General features: G+C 70.8%; 18 protein-coding genes. 7 read left to right on the top strand and 11 right to left on the bottom strand.

The window, feature by feature from the left end:
- Positions 1-15 precede the first annotated feature (15 nt).
- The gene (locus ACYQ8K_RS19005) at positions 16-2,004 is read left to right on the top strand and encodes a serine/threonine-protein kinase PknD (RefSeq protein WP_459971369.1); all 1,989 of its coding nucleotides are present in this window, start codon (positions 16-18) and stop codon (positions 2,002-2,004) included.
- Between the two features lie 4 nt (positions 2,005-2,008).
- Here ACYQ8K_RS19005 and ACYQ8K_RS19010 read toward each other — a convergent pair whose 3' ends face one another.
- Together ACYQ8K_RS19010 and ACYQ8K_RS19015 are read right to left on the bottom strand one after the other, a co-directional pair.
- Complete coding sequence (locus tag ACYQ8K_RS19010; RefSeq protein ID WP_459971371.1) at positions 2,009-3,202, bottom strand: CoA transferase; 1,194 nt, start codon at positions 3,200-3,202, stop codon at positions 2,009-2,011.
- A gap of 13 nt (positions 3,203-3,215) precedes the next feature.
- A complete protein-coding gene (locus ACYQ8K_RS19015; RefSeq protein WP_459971373.1) occupies positions 3,216-4,142 on the bottom strand; it encodes a class I SAM-dependent methyltransferase in 927 nt (308 codons plus the stop codon).
- 138 nt (positions 4,143-4,280) lie between these two features.
- Between ACYQ8K_RS19015 and ACYQ8K_RS19020 the strand changes: the two genes are divergently transcribed.
- On the top strand, positions 4,281-4,937 hold the full coding sequence (locus tag ACYQ8K_RS19020; protein WP_459971375.1) for a cation diffusion facilitator family transporter: 657 nt from the start codon (positions 4,281-4,283) through the stop codon (positions 4,935-4,937).
- A gap of 4 nt (positions 4,938-4,941) precedes the next feature.
- Here the strand turns inward: ACYQ8K_RS19020 and ctpC are convergent, their stop codons facing one another.
- From ctpC to ACYQ8K_RS19040, 4 genes are all read right to left on the bottom strand, one after another.
- Complete coding sequence (ctpC, locus tag ACYQ8K_RS19025; RefSeq protein ID WP_459971376.1) at positions 4,942-7,182, bottom strand: manganese-exporting P-type ATPase CtpC; 2,241 nt, start codon at positions 7,180-7,182, stop codon at positions 4,942-4,944.
- Between the two features lie 10 nt (positions 7,183-7,192).
- Positions 7,193-7,474, bottom strand: a complete 282-nt coding sequence (locus ACYQ8K_RS19030) for a DUF1490 family protein (RefSeq protein ID WP_007773190.1) — start codon at positions 7,472-7,474, stop codon at positions 7,193-7,195.
- A 199-nt stretch (positions 7,475-7,673) separates the two neighbouring features.
- Positions 7,674-8,390: a TIGR03089 family protein gene (locus tag ACYQ8K_RS19035; RefSeq protein WP_459971378.1), complete on the bottom strand. Its 717-nt coding sequence runs from the start codon at positions 8,388-8,390 to the stop codon at positions 7,674-7,676.
- The gene (locus ACYQ8K_RS19040) at positions 8,378-9,850 is read right to left on the bottom strand and encodes an LCP family protein (RefSeq protein ID WP_459971380.1); all 1,473 of its coding nucleotides are present in this window, start codon (positions 9,848-9,850) and stop codon (positions 8,378-8,380) included. Before ACYQ8K_RS19040 ends, ACYQ8K_RS19035 begins: the two co-directional genes overlap by 13 nt.
- 98 nt (positions 9,851-9,948) lie before the next feature.
- Between ACYQ8K_RS19040 and rfbD the strand changes: the two genes are divergently transcribed.
- The 3 genes from rfbD to manB are packed head-to-tail and all read left to right on the top strand — an operon-like array spanning position 9,949 to position 12,830.
- Positions 9,949-10,866 (top strand): dTDP-4-dehydrorhamnose reductase, encoded by a 918-nt coding sequence (gene rfbD, locus ACYQ8K_RS19045; RefSeq protein WP_459971382.1) that lies wholly within the window; start codon positions 9,949-9,951, stop codon positions 10,864-10,866.
- Complete coding sequence (locus tag ACYQ8K_RS19050; protein ID WP_459971384.1) at positions 10,859-11,749, top strand: glycosyltransferase family 2 protein; 891 nt, start codon at positions 10,859-10,861, stop codon at positions 11,747-11,749. The genes rfbD and ACYQ8K_RS19050 overlap by 8 nt, the downstream gene beginning before the upstream one ends.
- Position 11,750: 1 nt before the next feature.
- Positions 11,751-12,830: a mannose-1-phosphate guanylyltransferase gene (manB, locus tag ACYQ8K_RS19055; protein ID WP_459971386.1), complete on the top strand. Its 1,080-nt coding sequence runs from the start codon at positions 11,751-11,753 to the stop codon at positions 12,828-12,830.
- 65 nt (positions 12,831-12,895) lie between these two features.
- Here the strand turns inward: manB and ACYQ8K_RS19060 are convergent, their stop codons facing one another.
- Genes ACYQ8K_RS19060 through cofD form a run of 4 tightly spaced genes read right to left on the bottom strand, consistent with a single transcriptional unit; the run spans position 12,896 to position 17,417 of the window.
- Positions 12,896-13,432: an NUDIX hydrolase gene (locus tag ACYQ8K_RS19060; protein ID WP_459971387.1), complete on the bottom strand. Its 537-nt coding sequence runs from the start codon at positions 13,430-13,432 to the stop codon at positions 12,896-12,898.
- Entirely contained in the window at positions 13,429-15,003 is a 1,575-nt protein-coding gene (locus ACYQ8K_RS19065) for an Eco57I restriction-modification methylase domain-containing protein (protein ID WP_459971389.1), read from the bottom strand. Before ACYQ8K_RS19065 ends, ACYQ8K_RS19060 begins: the two co-directional genes overlap by 4 nt.
- A 10-nt stretch (positions 15,004-15,013) precedes the next feature.
- Entirely contained in the window at positions 15,014-16,366 is a 1,353-nt protein-coding gene (locus tag ACYQ8K_RS19070) for a coenzyme F420-0:L-glutamate ligase (protein ID WP_459971391.1), read from the bottom strand.
- A gap of 49 nt (positions 16,367-16,415) precedes the next feature.
- Complete coding sequence (cofD, locus tag ACYQ8K_RS19075) at positions 16,416-17,417, bottom strand: 2-phospho-L-lactate transferase (RefSeq protein WP_459971392.1); 1,002 nt, start codon at positions 17,415-17,417, stop codon at positions 16,416-16,418.
- A gap of 389 nt (positions 17,418-17,806) precedes the next feature.
- On the opposite strand from cofD, the gene ACYQ8K_RS19080 reads away from it, so the two are divergent.
- The gene (locus tag ACYQ8K_RS19080; RefSeq protein WP_064954875.1) at positions 17,807-18,145 is read left to right on the top strand and encodes a WhiB family transcriptional regulator; all 339 of its coding nucleotides are present in this window, start codon (positions 17,807-17,809) and stop codon (positions 18,143-18,145) included.
- Between the two features lie 69 nt (positions 18,146-18,214).
- On the opposite strand, the gene ACYQ8K_RS19085 is transcribed toward ACYQ8K_RS19080, so the two are convergent.
- The gene (locus ACYQ8K_RS19085; protein ID WP_459971394.1) at positions 18,215-18,637 is read right to left on the bottom strand and encodes a metallopeptidase family protein; all 423 of its coding nucleotides are present in this window, start codon (positions 18,635-18,637) and stop codon (positions 18,215-18,217) included.
- 188 nt (positions 18,638-18,825) lie between these two features.
- Between ACYQ8K_RS19085 and ACYQ8K_RS19090 the strand changes: the two genes are divergently transcribed.
- Positions 18,826-19,269: a DUF3499 domain-containing protein gene (locus ACYQ8K_RS19090; protein ID WP_459971396.1), complete on the top strand. Its 444-nt coding sequence runs from the start codon at positions 18,826-18,828 to the stop codon at positions 19,267-19,269.
- Positions 19,270-19,347 lie beyond the last annotated feature (78 nt).

Genomic DNA, 19,347 nt, shown 5'->3' on the forward strand with positions numbered 1-19,347 from the left:
GAAAGGGGCTCGACGGTGACCGATAACGGTCCGGCCTCGCGGGTCGGGTCCTGGTTCGGCCCCTACCGGCTGGTGCGACTTCTGCGCCAGGGCGGCATGGGCGAGGTGTACGAGGCCGAGGACGCCCGCAAGCGCCGCATGGTGGCGCTCAAGCTGATCTCCACGGAGTTCTCGGGCAACGCGGAGTACCGCGCCCGGCTGCAGCGCGAGGCCGACATTGCCGGGCGGTTGACCGAGCCGCACGTGGTGCCGATCCACGATTACGGCGAGATCGACGGGCGGTTCTACGTCGACATGCGCCTGGTCGACGGCGTCGATCTGGCCACGCTGTTGCGCCGGGACGGGCCGTTGGCGCCGCCGCGCGCGATCGCCATCATCAGCCAGGTTGCCGCCGCGCTGGACGCGGCGCACGCCGCCGGGGTGACGCACCGCGACGTCACACCGGGGAACATTCTGGTTACCCCCAACGACTTCGCCTACCTTGCGGATTTCGGGATCGCACGGGGCGCGAGCGATCCGGGCCTGACCCAGGTCGGGACCGCGATCGGTACGTACTACTACATGGCCCCGGAACGATTCACCGAAGACGATGTCACCCACAGCGTCGACATCTATTCGCTGGCATGTGTTTTGACCGAGTGCCTGACCGGTTCGCCGCCTTACCGGGCCGAGACCATCGAACGGCTGGTCGCCGCGCATCTGACGAAGACTGCCGCGCCGCCCAGCCAGTTGCGTCCCGGCGCGTTTCCTCCGGCCCTGGATCAGGTGATCGCCAAGGGCATGGCCAAGAATCCCCAGGAGCGCTATCGCACCGCGGGCGAATTCGCCGCCGCCGCCCACCGGGCGCTGACCACGTCCGAGCAGCGCAAGGCCGCCACGATCCTGCGCGAGGGAGAAGGCGCGGCCATGGGCGCGGGTGCGGGCGATCCACGCCCGACGCGCGATTCGTTCGCCGCGTCGCCGAGCGCCGAGACCATGGCGGGACCGCTGCCCCGGGGCGCGAGCGGTGCCAACAGAAGCGACCGGTCCGGCCCGGCGCCGTCGCTGATCCGCGCCGCCCCAACGACTTCCGGCCGCCGCGCCTATGGGCCTGGACCGGACTTCGGGCGTCCCGCCGTGCCGCAGGACAGCAAACGCAAACAGTGGATCATCGTCGGCGCCATCGCCCTCGTCGCACTGGTCGCGTTCGTGGTTGCGGTCGTCGGCTACCTGTCCACCGAATCGTCGTCCTCAAAGCAGGCCAGCGGCCAAAGTGTGTTGCCGTTCAACGGCATTGACTTTCGCCTCTCCCCGGGCGGGGTGACGCTGGACAGCGCCGGCAACGTGTACGTCACCAGCGAGGGCATGTACGGCCGGGCGGTGAAGCTGGCGAGCGGTTCGAACGCCACGACGGTGCTGCCGTTCAACGGGCTCTACCAGCCTCAGGGTTTGGCCGTCGACGGCGCGGGCACGGTGTACGTCGCCGACTTCAACAACCGGGTGCTCAGCATGGCCGCCGGCTCCAACAGCCAGAAGGAGCTGCCCTTCACCGGCCTGAACTACCCCGAGGGCGTCGCGGTCGACAGCCAGGGCGCCGTGTACGTCGCCGACCGCGGCAACAGCAGGGTGGTGAAGCTGGCGGCGGGAGCGACGGCCCAGACCGTGCTGCCGTTCACCGGGCTCAAGAACCCGGACGGCGTGGCCGTCGATCCCGCGGGCAACGTCTACGTCGCGGACACCGACAACAACAGGATCGTGAAGCTCGACGCCGCGTCGAATACGGTGTCGGAGTTGCCATTTCATGACCTGTCCGTGCCGTGGGGGATCGCCGTGGACAACAGCGGCACCGTCTACGTCACCGAGCACGACAAGAGCGACGTGGTGAAGTACCCGCAGGGCGCGACCACCGGGACCGTGCTGCCGTTCAGCGGGCTCAACACCCCGCTGGCGGTGACGGTCGACAAGGACCAGAACGTCTACGTCGCCGACCGCGGCAACGACCGGGTGGTCAAGCTGACGCCGTGAGCGCCTACGACGCGGGCTGCGGTGCGCCCAGGTACTCCTCGGTGTGCTGGCCGAGGGCGGGCGGGGGCTCGGCGGCCGCGGCGTCGAAGCTGGAATAGCGCGCCGGAGTGCGGATTACCGTGACCTCGTCCGCGCCGTCGCCGACCGGCAGGGCGAGCTCGTTCTCGGCGAACAGCGCGGTGCCGACCACCTGCTTCCAGGTGTAGGCGTGGCAGGCCATCAGGCCGCCCTCCTGGAGCAGCCGCACCCATTCGTCCGCGGTCTTGGCGGCCAGGGCCTTCTCGAGTTCCTCGGTGAGCTCCGGATAGTTCAGTGCCCGCGCGCGCTGGTCGACGAACCGCTCGTCGTCGCGCATGTCCGGCCGGCCGATGATCTCGCACAGCTTGTCCCAGTGCTTGGGCACGTAGGCGCTGATCACCAGGTAGCCGTCGGAGGCCTTGAAAGCGTCCGACGGTTGGGTGGCGAACCCAACACCCTTGCGCTTCTTGGGTTTTGGCGCCGCGTCCGGCTTCGGGGCCTCGCTCGGCTTGTTGAGGTGGATGGTCAGCTGGCTGGCCTGCAGGCTCACCGCGACGTCATACATGGCGACCCGCACGACGTCGGCCACCCCGTGGCGTTCCCGATTGAGCAGCGCGGCCAGCACCGCCTGGGCCAGCACGTGACCGCTGGCGGCGTCGACGAGCTGGAACGGGATAATCTGGGGTTTGCCGGTGGGCGTGGGCATTCCGGTGGTCATGCCCGATTCGGCGGCAACCATCAGGTCGACGCCCGGTCGGCTGCCCTCCGGGCCGTTGCCGCCGTAGGCGGACAGGCGGGCATAGATCAGCCTGGGGTTGCGGGACTGCAACTCGTCGGGACCCAGGCCCATGCGTTCCATCACCCCGGGCCGAAACCCTTCCAGCACAACGTCGGCCGTATCGACCAGCCGCAGGATCTGCTGTTTGGCCTCGTCGCTGCGCAGGTCGGCCATCACCGACTTCTTGCCCCGGTTGTGGGGCAGGAACAGGGTGGCCAGCGGCGGGCGGCCGGGCAGGACCGCGGTGATGTGCCGGGCCGCCTCGCCGACGGGCGCCTCGACCTTGATCACCTCGGCGCCCAGGTCGGCCAGCACCTGACCGGCCATCGGCCCGGCGATGTTCTGGGTGAAGTCGAGCACCCGGAATCCGTCAAGTGGCTTGGCGGGCTTGCTGTTTGGCATCCTGTTCGCCTTCCTAAGAAGCTGACCGGTGCAGCACCGCAGTGCAGTAGTAATTCTGCGCGAAGGGTGCATCGGGATCGGTCGACTGCAGCGGCAGGCCGTTGTTGGCCAGCATCTGGTTCAGCGGGGTGCGGACCGGCTGCCAGCCCCGCTGCTGCAGGTAGGTCGCCACGTCGTTGCGCTCGCCGGGGAAGCCCAGCTCACCCAGGGCGATGTCGAGGCCGTTGCGGCGCCACTTCTCGCTCGCGGCATTCAGGGCGTCCCCGTTGATTCCGGTGTTGGCGAAGACCTCGGCCACCAACTGGCTGCCATCGGCGGACAGGGCGGTGACGTTGTCCAGCAACCGATCCTGCGCCTCGGGCGGCAGGAAGCCGACCAGGCCCTCGGCCGCCCAGGCGGCGGGCCGGCCGGTGTCGAAGCCGGCCTGCCGCAGCGCCGACGGCCAGTCGTGGCGCAGGTCGATCGGAACGTTGCGGACCGCGGCGGTGGGCTCGGCGCCCAGCTCGGCGATGGTGGCCGCCTTGAACTCCAACACCTTCGGCTGGTCGATCTCGAACACGGTGGTGCCCGGCGCCCACGGCAGCCGGTAGGCCCGCGCGTCCAGGCCGGAGGCCAGGATGACCACCTGGTCGATAACGGGATCTTTCTGGGCGCCCGCCTCGGCGAAGAACGCGTCGATGTAGCGGGTGCGGGCGGCCAGCATGTCGGTCATGCGCTGCATGCCCCACGGGGCGCCCGGCTCGTCGACGTCGGCGGAGGCGAGCTCGCCGGCGGCCCACCGGGTCATGAAGTCGACGCCGACCGCGCGCACCAGCGGCTCGGCGAACCGATCGTCGATCAGCCCGTCCAGGGTGGCCCGGGCCCGCCCGGCGGCCACCATGGTGGCGGTCGCTCCCACGCTGGTGGCCAGGTCCCAGGTGTCGTCGTCGGTGCGCGCCATGGCGGAAATTCCTTCCGGTCTACTGGTTAGCCACAATAACGACCAGTGCCGGGTGCCCCGGCGCGAGGTGCGACACAGATCGATCACGGCCGGGCGTTGCGGCGGCGGGCCCCGCCGCGGCCTCGCTAGCCTCGCGCCATGACCACTTCGGTTGCCACCACGCAAGAGTGCCGGGGCATCGCGTCGCACGACGCCGACTGGCGGCGCGGCGCCGGGTGGGCGCGGCGGCTGGCCTGGATCAGCCTGGCCGTGGTGCTCATCGAGGGCGTCGTCGGGCTGTGGCAGGGATTCGCGGTCGCCTCGGTCGCCCTGACCGGGTGGGCCCTGGGCGGCGCGTCGGAGGCGCTGGCCAGCGCCATGGTGGTGTGGCGGTTCAGCGGGGCGCGCGCCTTCTCCGCGACCGCCGAGCGGCGCGCGCAGCGCGGCGTCGCCGTGTCGTTCTGGCTGACCGCGCCCTACATCGCCGCCGAATCGGTGCGCGACCTGACGGGCGGACACCACGCGGAGACGTCGATGATCGGCATCGGGCTGACCGCCCTCGCGTTGGTGCTCATGCCGGTGCTGGGCCGGGCCAACCACCGGCTGGGCATCCGGTTGCGCTCGGGTGCGACCGAGGCCGAGGGAATCCAGAACTATCTGTGCGCCGCCCAGGCGGCCGGGGTGCTGGCCGGCCTCGCGATGACGGCGCTGTGCTCCGGCGCGTGGTGGATCGACCCGGCCGTCGGGCTGGCCATCGCGGGTGTCGCGGTCTGGCAGGGGGTGCGCGCCTGGCGTGGCGAGGATTGCGGCTGCTGACTTTTCAGCCGGTGCGCTCGCCGTTCGCCGCGGTGCGTGGCGTGTCCAAGCGGTAGCGGATCAGCCGCGAGCTGTTGGCCACCACCGCCACCGATGACGCGTTGTGCAGGATCGCGGCCAGCACCGGGGACAGGGCGCCGCCCGCGCCGATGATCAGCCCGGCGGCGTTGACCGCGATGGACATGCCGTAGTTCTCCCGGATGACGTCGACCGCGCGGGCGCCGAGGTCGCCCACGTCGAGCAGGCGGTGCAGGTCGTCGTTGGCCAGCGCCACGTCGGCGGTCTCGACGGCGACGTCGGTTCCGGCCAGCCCCATGGCGATCCCGATGTCGGCGGCGGCCAGCGCGGGCGCGTCGTTGATGCCGTCACCGACCATGCCGACGGTGTAGCCCTCGTCCTGCAGGTCGCGCACCGCCGCGAGCTTGTCCTCCGGCATCACCTCGGCGCGCCATTCGTCGATCCCCAGCTCGCCCGCCACCACCTCGGCGATGTCCGGGTGATCGCCGGTGAGCATGACGATGCGGCGAATGCCGTTGGCGCGCAGCTTGTTCAGCACGGCAAAGGCCTCGGGGCGCACCTCGTCGCGCAGGCTGATCAGGCCGACCAGCTTGCCGTCGACGGCGAGCAGCAGCGGGGTCTCGGCCTGGCGGCGCAGCCGGTCCACCCACTCCGACGCTTTCTTGGACACCCGCACGTTTTCGGCGCGCAGCAGCCCGGGGCTGCCCAGCAGCAGGGTCCGGCCGTCGGCCCAGGTCCGCATGCCCAGGCCCACCAGGACCTCGCATTCCTCGTGCGGCGGGATGGTGATGTGACGTTCCTCGGTGGACCGGATCACCGCCTCGGCCAGCGGGTGCCGGGAGTGGATCTCCGAGCTGGCCGCATACGCCAGCACCTGCTCGGGTTGCCAATCCTTATGCAGCGCAATGATATTGGTGACCACCGGGCGCCCGACGGTCAGCGTGCCGGTCTTGTCGAACACGATCGCGTCCACCCGGCCGGCCTGCTCGAGATGCGAGCCGCCCTTGATCAGGATGCCGCGGCGGGCGCCGTTGCCGATCGCCGCGCTGATCGCGGTCGGGGTGGCCAGGCCCACCGCGCACGGGCACGCGATCAGCAGCATGGTCATCGCCCGGCGGACGTCACCGGTGATTGCCAGCGTGATGGCCGAGACGATGAACGAGGTGGGAACGAAACGGCGCGAGAAGTTTTCGCCGACGGTCTGGATCGGCGCGCGGTCGTGCTGGGCCTCCTCGACCCGGGTGATGATGCGGCCGATGGTGGTCTGGTTGCCGACGGCGCGGGCGCGCACCACCAGGCGTCCGCGCACCACCACCGAACCGGCGTGCACGTGCGCGCCGACCACCACGCTGACCGGAAGGTTCTCCCCGGTGATCGCGGACTGGTTGACGATCGCCTCCCCGTCGACCACCTCGCCGTCGACCGGAATGGCGACGTGGTCGTGCACCACCACCTCGTCGCCGATCTGCACGGTGTCGATCGGCACCTGAACCTCGGTGCCAGGCTCGAGGGCCCCAGAAGAATGCGTGAGCCGGATCCAGGCCGTGTCCTGGCTGCCGCGCAGCAGTTCGGAGATGGCGCGGCGGGTCCGGCGCAACGTCAGATCCTGAAGGTATTCACCGATATTGAGCAACCACAGCACGGTGAGCGCGACGACGTTCTCGCGCAGCACCAGGCTCGCCACGGTCGCCGCCGACACCAGCGCGTCGGTGCCTGCCTTGCCGGAACGTAACGAGCGCAGCGCGCCGCGCAGGAACGGATAGCCGGTGAACACCGTGACGCCGGTGGCGAACACCCGGCCGCTGGGGCCCAGCAACGGTGGCCGCGCGAAGACGTAGCGGCGCACCCCGAGCAGGGCCAGCGCGGCCCCGCCGATGACCATGCGCAGCACGTCGGCGTTGCGGATCTCCTCCGAATGCGGCGCGCGGGCCGGGATCAGCTCCGCGGCGATGTGCAACGCCTCGCCGACGGCGGCCAGCACCGCGGAGCGGTCGCAGCGCCGCGGCGAGTACCAGACGACGACCGATCCGGTGCGCGGGTAGGCGTGCACCACGCGCACGCCCTCGCACTTGGCGACCGCCTCTTCGACCGCGACCGCGCGCCCGGAGTTGGCGCGCACCCAGTCGACGGCGACCCGCATGCGTCCCGCTGCATCCGAAATGACTTGCAGCGCAGGGTCTTCGGTTCGCACCTCGTCTGCGATGTCGGGGACTAGGGCGAGGTCCATATCGCGTCGATCAGTGGTCGTGGTCGTGGGTGTCGGCGATCGAGGGAGTGGGCGCCTCCTCGCCGATGCGTTCGCGGGCCTCGGCCATGACGTCGGCCAGCCTGAGGCGCGCCGACTCGGCGGCCTCCTCGGCCTTGCGGGTGCCGCGCAGCCCGAGCTCGGCGCCCTTGACCGCGGTCTCGTGCAGCGGCGCCTTGGCCACGGCTTTGCGCACCACCTCGTAGGCGGTCACGCCGACCAACCCGGTGACCACCGTGCCTGCCGCCTTCGCCAGGAGCCCGTACACCGCCATTGCCGCAACCTTCCTATCGTCTGAAGCGTTAAGCCCATGCTTGCACGACGTTAACATCGAAATATAGCGATATCAATATGAATCCAAGAGGCGCCGGCGCCAGAGCCCAGCGCGAGGGTGCGCAGTTGTACCAGTTGTACGCCGTGTACGACGTGTCGCCGTACAGATACACACGCTCGCGGAGGGGAAGGGGAGGGGCCTACAGGACCCTGGTGACTTTTTCGGTCTCGATGCGGCGCTGTTGCCCGGCCGGGTCGGCGTTGGCCACCTGCACCAGCGAGCCGCCGACCGCCATGATCGCCAGCAGGCCGTCCACCAGCTCGGCGGGCCCCGGCCACGCCGCGCCGGAGAGCACCCGGTCGCTCGACGTCAAACCCCTTGCGGCCGCGGAGCTTTGGCAATCGGCCAGCACGTCCTCGACCGATCGCCCGGCCAGCGCGGGGCCCGGGCTCGGTTCGGGCACGATCTGGTCGCCGTGCACCCGCACCGCGGTGGCGTAGTCCGTCACGCCGATCGGCAGGTCGGGCGCCGGGCGGCCGAACGGATCCAGCGACAGCACCGCCACCTCGCCGCCTCCGACCGCGTCGTCCGCCTCGTCCAGGCGCTGCGCCGTGCACAGCGCGAGGTCGGCCGGGCCCGCCAGCACCGCCTCGGCGCCGATCCACCACACCCCGAACAGCACGGCCGCCGTCTGCCAGTGCGCGGGCAACAGGATCGCCACCCGGCTGCCCGGTCCGGCGCCCAACTCGTCGCGCAGCAGGTTGCCCGTCTTGGCGGCCCAGTTGGCCAGCGTCACACCGGACAGTTCGATGCGCTCGCCGGTGGCGTCGTCGTAGTAGGTGATGCGCGGACCCACCGGATCGGCCCGCAGCATCGGATCGAGGATGGCCCCGCTCAGCGTGGTCAGTTGATGCACTCCGGCTTGTCGGAGCCGGCGGTCAGGATCGGCGAGGGCGCGGGAACCTTGGGGTCGGCCGCCACCGCGCCGGCGGTGGACACCTTGGCCGGCATGACCTCCGGGCCGCCGGACAGGCCCGAGCCCGGGCCGCTGTAGTCGTTGGCCAGCACCACCCGCACCGCACCCGGCGCCAGCGAGGTGTCGGCGACCACCGGCAGCCCACCCAATTCCTTGGAGACCTCCTTCGCCCCCAGGTCGTCGCTCTTGGCGGCGCGCACCTGGCTGGCCTTGACGTGCCCGCTCTCGTTGTTGCCCACCGTACCCGTGGCAAACCCCTTGGAGCTCAACACGTCTGACACGGCCGAGGCGAGGCCGTTGATGTCGGTGTCGTTGAGGACGCTGGCGGTGGTCTTCGCCGGCGTGTAGGCGATCTCCTCGGTCTTGCCCTGCTCCTGATCGTGCAGCAGGCCACCCACCCAGTCGGCGACCTGATGCGGATCCAGCCGCACCACGCTCTGCATGCCGTCGTCGCTCCAACCGGCGCCGTCGAGCACCGGGATGGTGGCGAAGGCGACGTTGCCGCCGGCCAGTTTCTGCATCTGCTGCACGAAATCCATGACATCCCAGCCCGCGGAGATCACCACCGAGCGCTGGACGGCGGCCTCCAGCCGCTTGACCGTGGCGGGGCTGGACAGCGTCTTGCCGGAGATCACCCGGTGGGCCAGCGAGGCCATCACCACCTGCTGGCGCACCACCCGGTCCAGGTCGCCGCGCGGCAGCTCGTGGCGCTGACGCACGAAGCTGAGCGCTTCGGGGCCGTTGAGTCGCTGCGGGCCGGCTGGGAAGTCGGCGCCCGAAAGCGGTTCGAACACCGGCTCCTTGAGGCAGACGTCGACGCCGCCGAGGGCGTCGGTGATCAGCGAGAAGCCGAGCAGGCCGATCTCGGCGTAGTGGTCGACGGTGACGCCGGTGAGGTCGGCGACGGTCTTGATCAGCGCCTCGCGGCCGGCCTCCGTGCCCTGGGCCGCCGCCTCGGTGGCCGACGCGCCGGCCTTGACCAGGGCGGTGCGCTTGGCCTCGCGGGTCTGGCCGTAGACGCCGTTGATCTTGGTCTTACCCAGGCCCGGGGCGGCGACGTAGGAGTCGCGCGGGATCGAGATCGCGGTGGCCGACTTCCCGTTGTTGGGAATGCGGATCAGGATGATCGTGTCGGTGTTGGTGGCTTCCTCGTCGCCGGCCTTCAGCGTGTCCAGTTCCTCCTGCGACAACGGGTTGCCGTGCGCGTCGGTGCGGCTGTCCAGCCCGACCAGCAGGATGTCGATCGCGCCGTCGTCGCCGCCCTTGCCCAGCGAGGGCGCGGACATGTGAAAGATGCCGTCTTCGAAAGAACGGACGTTGCTCCACGCGATCCCGGTGCCGACGACGACCGCGAGCGTCAGCGCGGTGGCAATCACACGAACCACACGTTGCACAGGCATCCCACTACATTACTTGCGACACAGGAGCTTCACGGGTAGCGAAGCCCCGCGTGCCCCGGGCTTGGGCCGTGGATTTCGCGCCATGCCAAACTCGAACCATGTCAGGCAGGATCGTGATCGCCGGCGCCGGCGGGCAGCTGGGCGGATATTTGACCGCGCTCACCGCAAGTCAGGGCCGCGACGCCCTGGCGCTCACGTCGTCGCAGTGGGACATCACCGACCCCGCGGCCGCCGAGCGCATCGTGCAGCCCGGCGACGTGGTGATCAACTGCGCGGCCTACACCAACGTCGACGGCGCCGAGAGCGACGAGGCCGGCGCGTTCGCGGTCAACGAAGCCGGACCCGGGCACATCGCCCGCGCCTGCGCACGGGCCGGCGCGCAACTGGTCCACGTCTCCACCGACTACGTGTTCAACGGGGACTTCGGCGGCGCGGCGCCCCGGCCGTATGAGCCCACCGATCAAACCGCGCCGCAGAGTGTGTACGCCCGCAGCAAGCTCGCCGGGGAGCGGGCCGTGCTGGCGGCGCTGCCGGAGGCGGTCGTGGTCCGCACCGCCTGGGTCTACACCGGTGGCACCGGCAAAGACTTCGTCGCCGTCATGCGCCGGCTGGCCGCCGGGGACGGCCCGGTGGACGTGGTCAACGACCAGACCGGCTCCCCGACCTACGTCGGCGACCTGGCCGCCGCGCTGCTGCAGATCGTCGACTCTGGTGTGCCCGGTCCGATCCTGCACGCCGCGAACGAGGGCGCCTGCTCGCGGTTCGAACAGGCCCGCGCCGTCTTCGAGGAGTGCGGCGCCGATCCGGAGCGGGTGCGACCGGTCACCACCGACCACTTCCCCCGCCCCGCGCCCCGGCCGGCCTACTCCGCGCTGTCCAGCGGCCAGTCCGTGGCGGCGGGGATGCGGCCGCTGAGGCCTTGGCGCCCTGCGCTTGTCGCGGCCCTGGCCGCCTCTCCAAGCAACGTTGCTGGCGCTGTTGCGGCCGATCGACCGTTACCCTCTACGCGTGACTGACGTCCTGCCGGTCGTGACGGTGACCTATTCACCGGGCCCGCACCTGGAGCGCTTCCTGGCCTCGCTGTCGCTGGCAACCGAACGCGAGGTGTGCGTGCTGCTGGCCGACAACGGCTCCACCGACGGCACCCCCGAGGCCGCCGTCGAGCGCTATCCCAACGTCCGGCTGTTCCACACCGGAGCCAACCTGGGTTACGGGACCGCGGTGAATCGCGCCGTCGCCCAGCTGGACCGCGACGACGACTGGGTCATCGTGGCCAACCCGGACGTGCAGTGGGGCCCGGGCAGCATCGACGAACTGCTGGACGCCGCCTCGCGCTGGCCGCGCGCCGGCGCGCTGGGCCCGCTGGTTCGCGATCCCGACGGGTCGGTGTATCCGTCGGCGCGGCACCTGCCCAGCCTGATCCGCGGCGGCATGCACGCGGTCGTCGGGCCGTTCTGGAAGCGCAACCCGTGGTCGGCGGCGTACCGCCAGGAGCGGCTGGAGCCCAGCGAGCGGCCGGTGGGCTGGCTGTCGGGTTCGTGCCTGCTGGTGCGCCGCGCGGCGTTCGGCGAGATCGGCGGGTTCGACGAGCGCTACTTCATGTACATGGAGGACGTCGACCTCGGCGACCGGCTCGGCAAGGCCGGCTGGCTGTCCGTCTACGTCCCGTCGGCGGAGGTGCTGCACCACAAGGGCCACTCCACCGGCGGGGATCCGGCCAACCACCTGGCCGCCCACCACAAGAGCACGTATATGTTCCTGGCCGACCGGCATTCCGGTTGGCTGCGCGCTCCGCTGCGCTGGATCCTGCGCGCCTCGCTGGCGGTGCGATCCCGCCTGATGGTGCGCAGCGCGCTGCGCACCTCCGGCCGGCGGAAACTGGTAGAAGGGCGACACTGAGGTGGCAAGTCCAGAAGTCGATGTGGTGATCCTGGTCGGCGGCAAGGGCACCCGGCTGCGGCCGCTGACCCTGTCGGCGCCCAAGCCCATGCTGCCCACCGCGGGGCTGCCGTTCCTCACGCATCTGCTCTCGCGGGTCGCCGCGGCCGGCATCGAGCACGTCATCCTCAGCACGTCGTATCAGGCCGGGGTGTTCGAGGCGGAGTTCGGCGACGGCTCCAAGCTGGGCCTGCAGATCGACTACGTCACCGAGGAGCACCCGCTGGGCACCGGCGGCGGCATCGCCAACGTCGCCGGGCACCTGCGGCACGACACCGTGATGGTGTTCAACGGCGACGTGCTCTCCGGGTGCGACCTGGGCCAGATGCTGGACTTCCACTGCGCCCAGCAGTCCGACGTCACCCTGCACCTGGTGCGGGTCGGCGACCCGCGGGCGTTCGGCTGCGTGACCACCGACGACAACGGCCGGGTCACCGCCTTCGTGGAGAAGACGCAGGACCCGCCGACCGACCAGATCAACGCCGGCACCTACGTCTTCTCCCGGCAGGTGATCGACCGGATTCCGCGCGGCCGGGAGGTCTCGGTGGAACGCGAGGTGTTCCCCGCGCTGCTGTCCGACCCCGGCGTGAAGGTGTGCGGCTACGTCGACGCCAGCTACTGGCGCGACATGGGCACGCCCGAGGACTTCGTGCGCGGCTCGGCGGATCTGGTGCGCGGCATCGCCCCGTCGCCGGCGCTGCACGGCCACCGCGGCGAGCAGTTGGTGCACGACGGCGCCGCGGTGTCGCCGGGCGCGGTGCTGATCGGCGGCACGGTCGTCGGGCGGGGCGCCGAGATCGGCCCGGGCACCCGGCTGGACGGCGCGGTCATCTTCGACGGCGTCAAGGTCGAGGCCGGCAGCGTGATCGAGCGCTCGATCATCGGCTTCGGCGCGCGCATCGGCCCCCGAGCGCTGATCCGCGACGGCGTGATCGGCGACGGCGCCGACATCGGGGCGCGCTGCGAGTTGTTGCGCGGCGCCCGGGTGTGGCCCGGCGTGTCCATTCCCGACGGCGGCATCCGGTACTCGTCCGACGTCTAGCTGCGGCCTTTTCGCCGCCGAACGTGACGCCACAGTCACGCTCGACGTCGAACGTGACGCCGCTGTCACGCTCGCGTCGCCCGCGACACTAAATAGGCCAGCGCGTGATCCGTCCCCTCCGGCAGGGCGTCGGCGGGCCACCATCGCAGGTCGTCGGACTCGTCGCTGATCGCGATCTGCGCGCCGGCCGGCGCGTGCGCGACGAACTGCAGGTCCAGATGGCGGGTCGGCACGCCCAGCGAGCAGGTCACCGGATGCACGTGCACCGCGGCCAGTCGGGGCCCGATGCGCAGCCCGTCGATCCCGGACTCCTCGGTGGCCTCGCGCAGCGCCGCCGCGAGGACGTCGGTGTCCGCGTCGTCGCAGTGGCCGCCCAGCTGCACCCACCGGCCCACGCGGGGATGCAGGGTCAGCAGCACCTGGCTGCCGGTGTGGTCGAGCACCAGCGCCGACGCGGTGACATGGCCGGGCACGCACTCGCGTAGGCACGCGTCGGCGCGGGCGTGCACGAACGCCAACACGGCGTGCCGCAACGAATCCTGGGCCGGGTCGGAGGGCTCCCAGTCGGACAGCACGGCGATCGCCGATTCCCGCACGCTCATCGTGACCCCCGCCGTTTCCGCCGATCCCGCAACGACACCCACGCCGCGCGGCAGTCCGCCACCGCGTCGGCGGGCAGGCCCAGGCCGTCGATCAGCACGCGGCGGTCGACGACGTCGAGCGCCTTTTCGATCTCGTTGGCCTTCAGCAGCAAGTCCACATCGCAGGCGAGTTCGGCATCGGCATGTGCCGGCGGGGGAATCGGCAGCTGCTCGGCCTCGCGGGGCTCGAGCTCCAGGACGCCGCCGCCGTAGCTGCGGCCCATGATCTCGGCGAAGGCGAACGTCACGCTGTTGTGGAACGCGGCGGCCAGCGCGGCCGGCTCGACCGGGGCGGTCAGGCGCACCCGGTGCACGGTGTCGGTGCTCGTGGCCGCGGTGGCGTTGACGGTCAGACGCGGCGCTTGGTGGACCTGGCGCAGCAGGAAAAGGTCGGGCACCCACAGCGACGGCGTGACCCACCACGGCTTGCGGATCGAGCACTTGTAGCCGCGGTGCACCCCGGCCGCCTCGCCGGCGCGGACGTGCGCCCTCAACGCCGGATCGTCCGGTTCGCGGGGCGCGTTGAGCAGCCAGCAGCGCTGCCCGGCGGCGAGATCGCTTGCCCGGCAATCGGTGTCGTAGACCAGCCCGGACAGCTGGGCGCTGCGCGAGACCAGCGGGACGCAGTGCGGCCGCACCTTCAGCTCGCCGGCCCGGGCGTCGGTGAACGTGAAGAAGGCGTTGCGTCCGGTCACGATGCCGACGTCGACCTCGGCGACCGACCCGAGCCGGGTCAGGCTGCCCGACCTTCTGAGCGCGCGCAGCAGCCGGATCGCGGCGGGGTCCAGAAAGTACTTGGTCCACTTCTCGTCCTCGTGCAGGAGCGCCGGCGCCGCTTCGACGTCCAGGTCGGCCCCGGCCAGGGCGTCGGCGTCCGTCAGGTGGACCGTGCGGATGCGCGCGGGGCCGGTGCCGACGACGCCGCAGAACAACACGACCTCCTGCAGGACGCCGTCGAACACGAGGCGCTCGAAGGTCAGCAGGGTGATCTCGCGGAACCGGCTCAGCAGGAAGTCGCGCAGCTGCGCGGCGTAGCTGACCTGTAGCAGCTCGGCCGGCAGCACCAGCCCCACCCGTCCGCCGTCGCGCGCCAGCACGGTGCTCGCCACCACGAACGGCACCCACGCGTTGGTGAGCCGGGTGGGGCGCAGGCCCACGCGCCGCATCAGCTCCAGCGCCGGATCGCGCTGCGGCGACGGCCAGTTGCCGAACCGGATGTAGGGCGGGTTGCCGGCGACCCCGTCCCAGCCGCCGGCCTCGGCGGTGGCGAGCCAGGCGAACAGGCTCTGGGCGTCGACGGGTGCGAACCGGCGGGACCTGGCCGCCTCGTCGGCGATCAGCTCGACGCCCCGCACCTGGTCGCTGAGCCGGGCCAGCTCGCGCAGGATGGCGCCGTCGCCGCAGGAGGGTTCGACGATCTTGGGACCCGCCGCGCGCACCCAGCCGGCCACGAAGCGGGCCACCGGCGCGGGGGTGTAGTAACCGCCGCGGACCTTGTCGGCCGAGGCCGTCGCCTTGCCCGCGAACTTCATGGGCTCAGTATTACCTGCGGATCAGCAGATCACCGGGGTCTGCCGGATCGCGCGGCCCGGCCGGTTCGGCGGCATAGCCGATGGCGATGGCGCCCAACGGCTCCCAGTCGGCGGGCAACTCGAGCTCGGCGCGCACCAGGTCGGCGGCGAAGATCGTCGAGCCGATCCAGCAGCTGCCCAGCCCGCGCACCGCCAGCGCGACCAGCAGGGCCTGTACGGCCGCGCCGACCGCGACGGTGAACATGGTGTGCTCGGCGTCGGTGCGGGCGGCATCGGGATAGGCGTGGGCGCCGTCGGGCACCAGGATCGGGATGACGACTTCGGGTGCGTCGTAGAGGATCTGGCCGCGCGCCACCCGGCGGTCGATGGAGTCGGCGGGCCGGCCGTCACCGGCGAGGTCGGCGCGCCACTTGTCCTTCATGCGGTCCAGCAGCCGGGTCCGGGTGGCCGGGGTATGCAGCCAGACGAACCGCACCGGCCGGGTGTGGTGCGGCGCCGGTGCGGTCAGCGCCTCGGCGACGGCGGCCTGAAGCAGATCGGCGGGGACCGGCTCGGCGCTGAACCGGCGCACCGATCGGCGCAGCAGCTGCGCCTCGCGCCGGCCCATCTCCAGGGCCTCGGCGGTGCCGAGCCAGAACAGGTCCTCGGTGCCCGGCCGCAGCAACTGCCGCGCGGTCGAGCCGTCGTCGGTCACGGACAGGCCGCGCACCACCGCCACCGGCATCGCGGTCAGCTTGCCCTTCACCAGATCGGCGGCCGCGGCGATCTCGTCGGCGATCGCGACCTCGGTGACCAGCAGCTCGTTGCCGTGCTGATCGACGGCCCCCGAATAGCCGTGCAGCACAGCCAGACCCGCCGCGCCCACGGCCGCGTCGGTCTGGCCGTTGCGCCAGGCGCGGCCCATCGTGTCGGTGATGACCACGGCGACCTCGACGCCGAGCCGCTCGCGCAGCCCGGCGCGCAAGGCCGCGGCGCTGCCGTCCGGGTCGACCGGCAGCAGCGCCAGTTCGTCGCGGCCGACGTTGGATCCGTCCACGCCCGCGGCGGCCTGCACCACACCGATCCGGTTCTCGGTGATCAGGGTTCGGCCCTTGCGGGCGAGCACCCGGACGGCTTCGTCGTCGACCAGCTTGCGCCTCAGTTCGTCGCGCTGCTCGGGATCCCGCGGCGCCGGCACCAGCCGGCCCTCACACTTGGACACCGCCTTGCTGGTGACCACGACGACGTCACCGTCGCGCAGCCACGGCGCGGCCGCGGCGACGGCCGCGCCCAGATCGTCGCCGGGCCGGAACTCGGGCAGCCCGGCGACGGGCAGGATTTCGATGGCGGCGGCGCTGCCGTGCTCGCCGGGCGCAGGAGTCATCGGCGCCGCTCCTTCGCATCGCTGTGCTCTGCATCGTCGCCGGCGCGGGTCACGGGCTCACCCCCGCCAGGTCGAGCCCGGCCCGGACCATCTCGGCCGTCGCCGCCGGGTCGGTCATCACCAGCGGCACCGAGCGCACCGTGACGCCGTCGACGTCGGCGCGGTCGTCCTCGCTCACCAGCCAGCCGTCCAGGATGCCGGTGTCGCGGCGCGCGCCGTAGTGGCGGCCGACCGCCTCGGCGGTCGACTCGACCCCGATCACCGACAGGCAGGCATCGGCCATGCCGCGCAAGGGCTTTCCGCCGATGATCGGCGAGTAGCCGACGATCGGTGCGCGCGCCGCACGCAACGCGCCGCGGATGCCGGGCACGGCCAGGATGGCGCCGACGCTCACCACCGGGTTCGACGGCGCCAGCAGGATGACGTCGGCGTCCGCGATGGCCGCCGTGGCATCAGTTGTGGCGGCCGCCTTTTCGGCGCCGACGAACGCGAAGCTGTGCGTGGGCACCTGGGCCCGGTAGCGCACCCACCACTCCTGGAAGTGGATGGCCCGCCGGCTGCCGTCGTCGGGATCGGTTATCACCACGTGGGTCTCGCACCGGTCGTCGCTGGCGGGCAGCAGCCGCGCGCCGGGTTGCCAGCGGTCGCACAGCGCGGTGGTGATCTGCGACAGGGGGTAGCCGGCGTTGAGCATCTGGGTGCGCACCAGGTGGGTGCCGAGGTCGCGGTCGCCGAGTCCGAACCAGTCCGGCTGCACGCCGTAGCGCGCCAATTCCTCTTTGGCGTGCCAAGTTTCGTTGCGGTGCCCCCACCCTCGCTCCGGATCTACACCTCCACCTAAGGTGTACATGCAGGTGTCCAAATCGGGGCAGACGCGCAGTCCGTGGATCCAGGCGTCATCGCCAATGTTGACGATCGCCGCCAGCTCGTGACTGCCGGCCTCGGTGTCCGGGCGCCGTTGCGACTGAAATTGACCGAGCCCGAACAGCTGTTGAACCCCCAGCAGGAAGCGGGCGCCGCCAACCCCACCGACCAGAACGGTGACCTTCACATTGCACGACAGTACTGCCCGGCCGCGGTGCTGCGACGGGCCCATCGGGGGTGCCTCAAAGTTGCGGTTCCCCAGCGGTTGTGGGCAACTTGTGGGAAAGTTGAGGGCCCTGTGATCGACACGCCGAAGGCCCAAAACAACAGAAACGCCGAAATTCGATCACGAGATGGTATGGAAATGCGCCGAAGTGCTTGACCCGGCAGGTCAACCCGTGTCTAATCACAACAGTGTCATTTCCCGGTTGGCCGGCCGACTCCGGTGTCGCAGACCGAGATTCGATCACTTGTTCGAATTGTCTGTACATCAGAACAGTGGGAAAACAATCACACTCTCTCAATCAAGCTGAGGAGGCGGACGACCGTATGTCTTACGAAACTTTTCGAGGCGCCATGGCGAGCACGCCGCACACCGACATCGACCCCGCGCTGGACCGCCCCGCTCGGCCCCATTTGACCGTGGTTCCTGATGCGCCAATCGCTTTCGAGCCCGAGCCCCTGCCGGAGCCGGCCGCCGACCAGTGGCAGGACCGCGCGCTGTGCGCCCAGACCGACCCCGAAGCCTTCTTCCCCGAGAAGGGCGGTTCCACCCGCGAGGCGAAGAAGATCTGCCTGGGTTGCGAGGTGCGTCACGAGTGCCTCGAGTACGCCCTCGAGCACGACGAGCGCTTCGGTATCTGGGGCGGTTTGTCCGAACGCGAGCGCCGCCGCCTCAAGCGCGGCATAATCTGACGCACTCTGATCGCAACGCGCGCCGAGCGTTAAGCCTCCAGCGCTCTACGCGCGACGCGGACGGAGAAGTTACTCGTCGTCGATCGTCGGATCGATGACCGACGGCTCAACGTCGAGGTAGATGGCGACCTGGGCCACCAGGATTTCGTGTAGCAGGTCGCCGAGTTCGACGGTGTCTTTGGCCCGTCGCTCAATTGGCTTGCGGAACAACACAATTCGCGCCCGCGTGGAGTTGCCGCGGACGTCGACGCCGGCCGGGATCAACCGCGCCAGCGGGATCGGCCCATCGGCGATCACCTCGGGTGGCCACTGCACGCTCTCGGGATCCTTGGCCGAGATGCGCGGAATCTCGTCGACCGCCACGTCCAGTTCGGTCAGCCGCTCCTGCCAACTCCGCTCGATGGGCTCGTAGGCCTCCAGCACCGCCATGTCGAACCGTTCGGCGCGGCTGCGCCACCCCGGCACGGTCGGGGGCAACAGCGGGCCGCGCATATCGCGGCCCCTGCGGAAGAGCCGATGGGTAGCGGTTCGCCGCGGAGTCGAACCGTCGGAAAACCGATCTCTTCGCGGGGAGCTGCGCGAATCGCCCACGCGCCGATGGTAACGGTTGCACATCGAGGGCCCGGGAGTTGCGCGTGTCCGGCGCTTCGGCGGCGTTTGCGCACGATAGCCTTTCGAGCGTGAACGTTCCCCGTCGCTGTTGCCGGCCCGGGTGCCCGCACTACGCCGTGGCGACCCTGACGTTCGTCTATTCGGACTCGACGGCAGTCGTCGGTCCGTTGGCGACCGCGCGGGAACCGCATTCCTGGGATTTGTGCGTCAACCATGCCGGTCGGATCACCGCTCCCCGCGGGTGGGAGCTGGTGCGTCATGCCGGCCCCCTCGTTTCTGAGCCCACCCACCCTGACGAGGACGACTTGGTCGCCCTCGCCGACGCGGTGCGCGAGGGCGGCGATCGCGGCGCGCCGTACGCGGCCACGCCCGTGAACGGGTTCGCCGACGCGCACATCCATCACGGCGGGTCGCAGGCCACCGCGCCCAGCAGCAGCCTGCTGGCACCGCCCGAGCATCGCTCCGGACGGCGCCGCGGACACCTGCGCGTGTTGCCCGATCCCAGCGACTAGCTGTACTCGGCAGACACGTTGGTGACGGTTGTTGATTGTGGGGAGGACCTCCGGGCTTAGTGGAGATATCTGACGTCT

The sequence above is a fragment of the Mycobacterium sp. MUNTM1 genome, assembly GCF_054660795.1.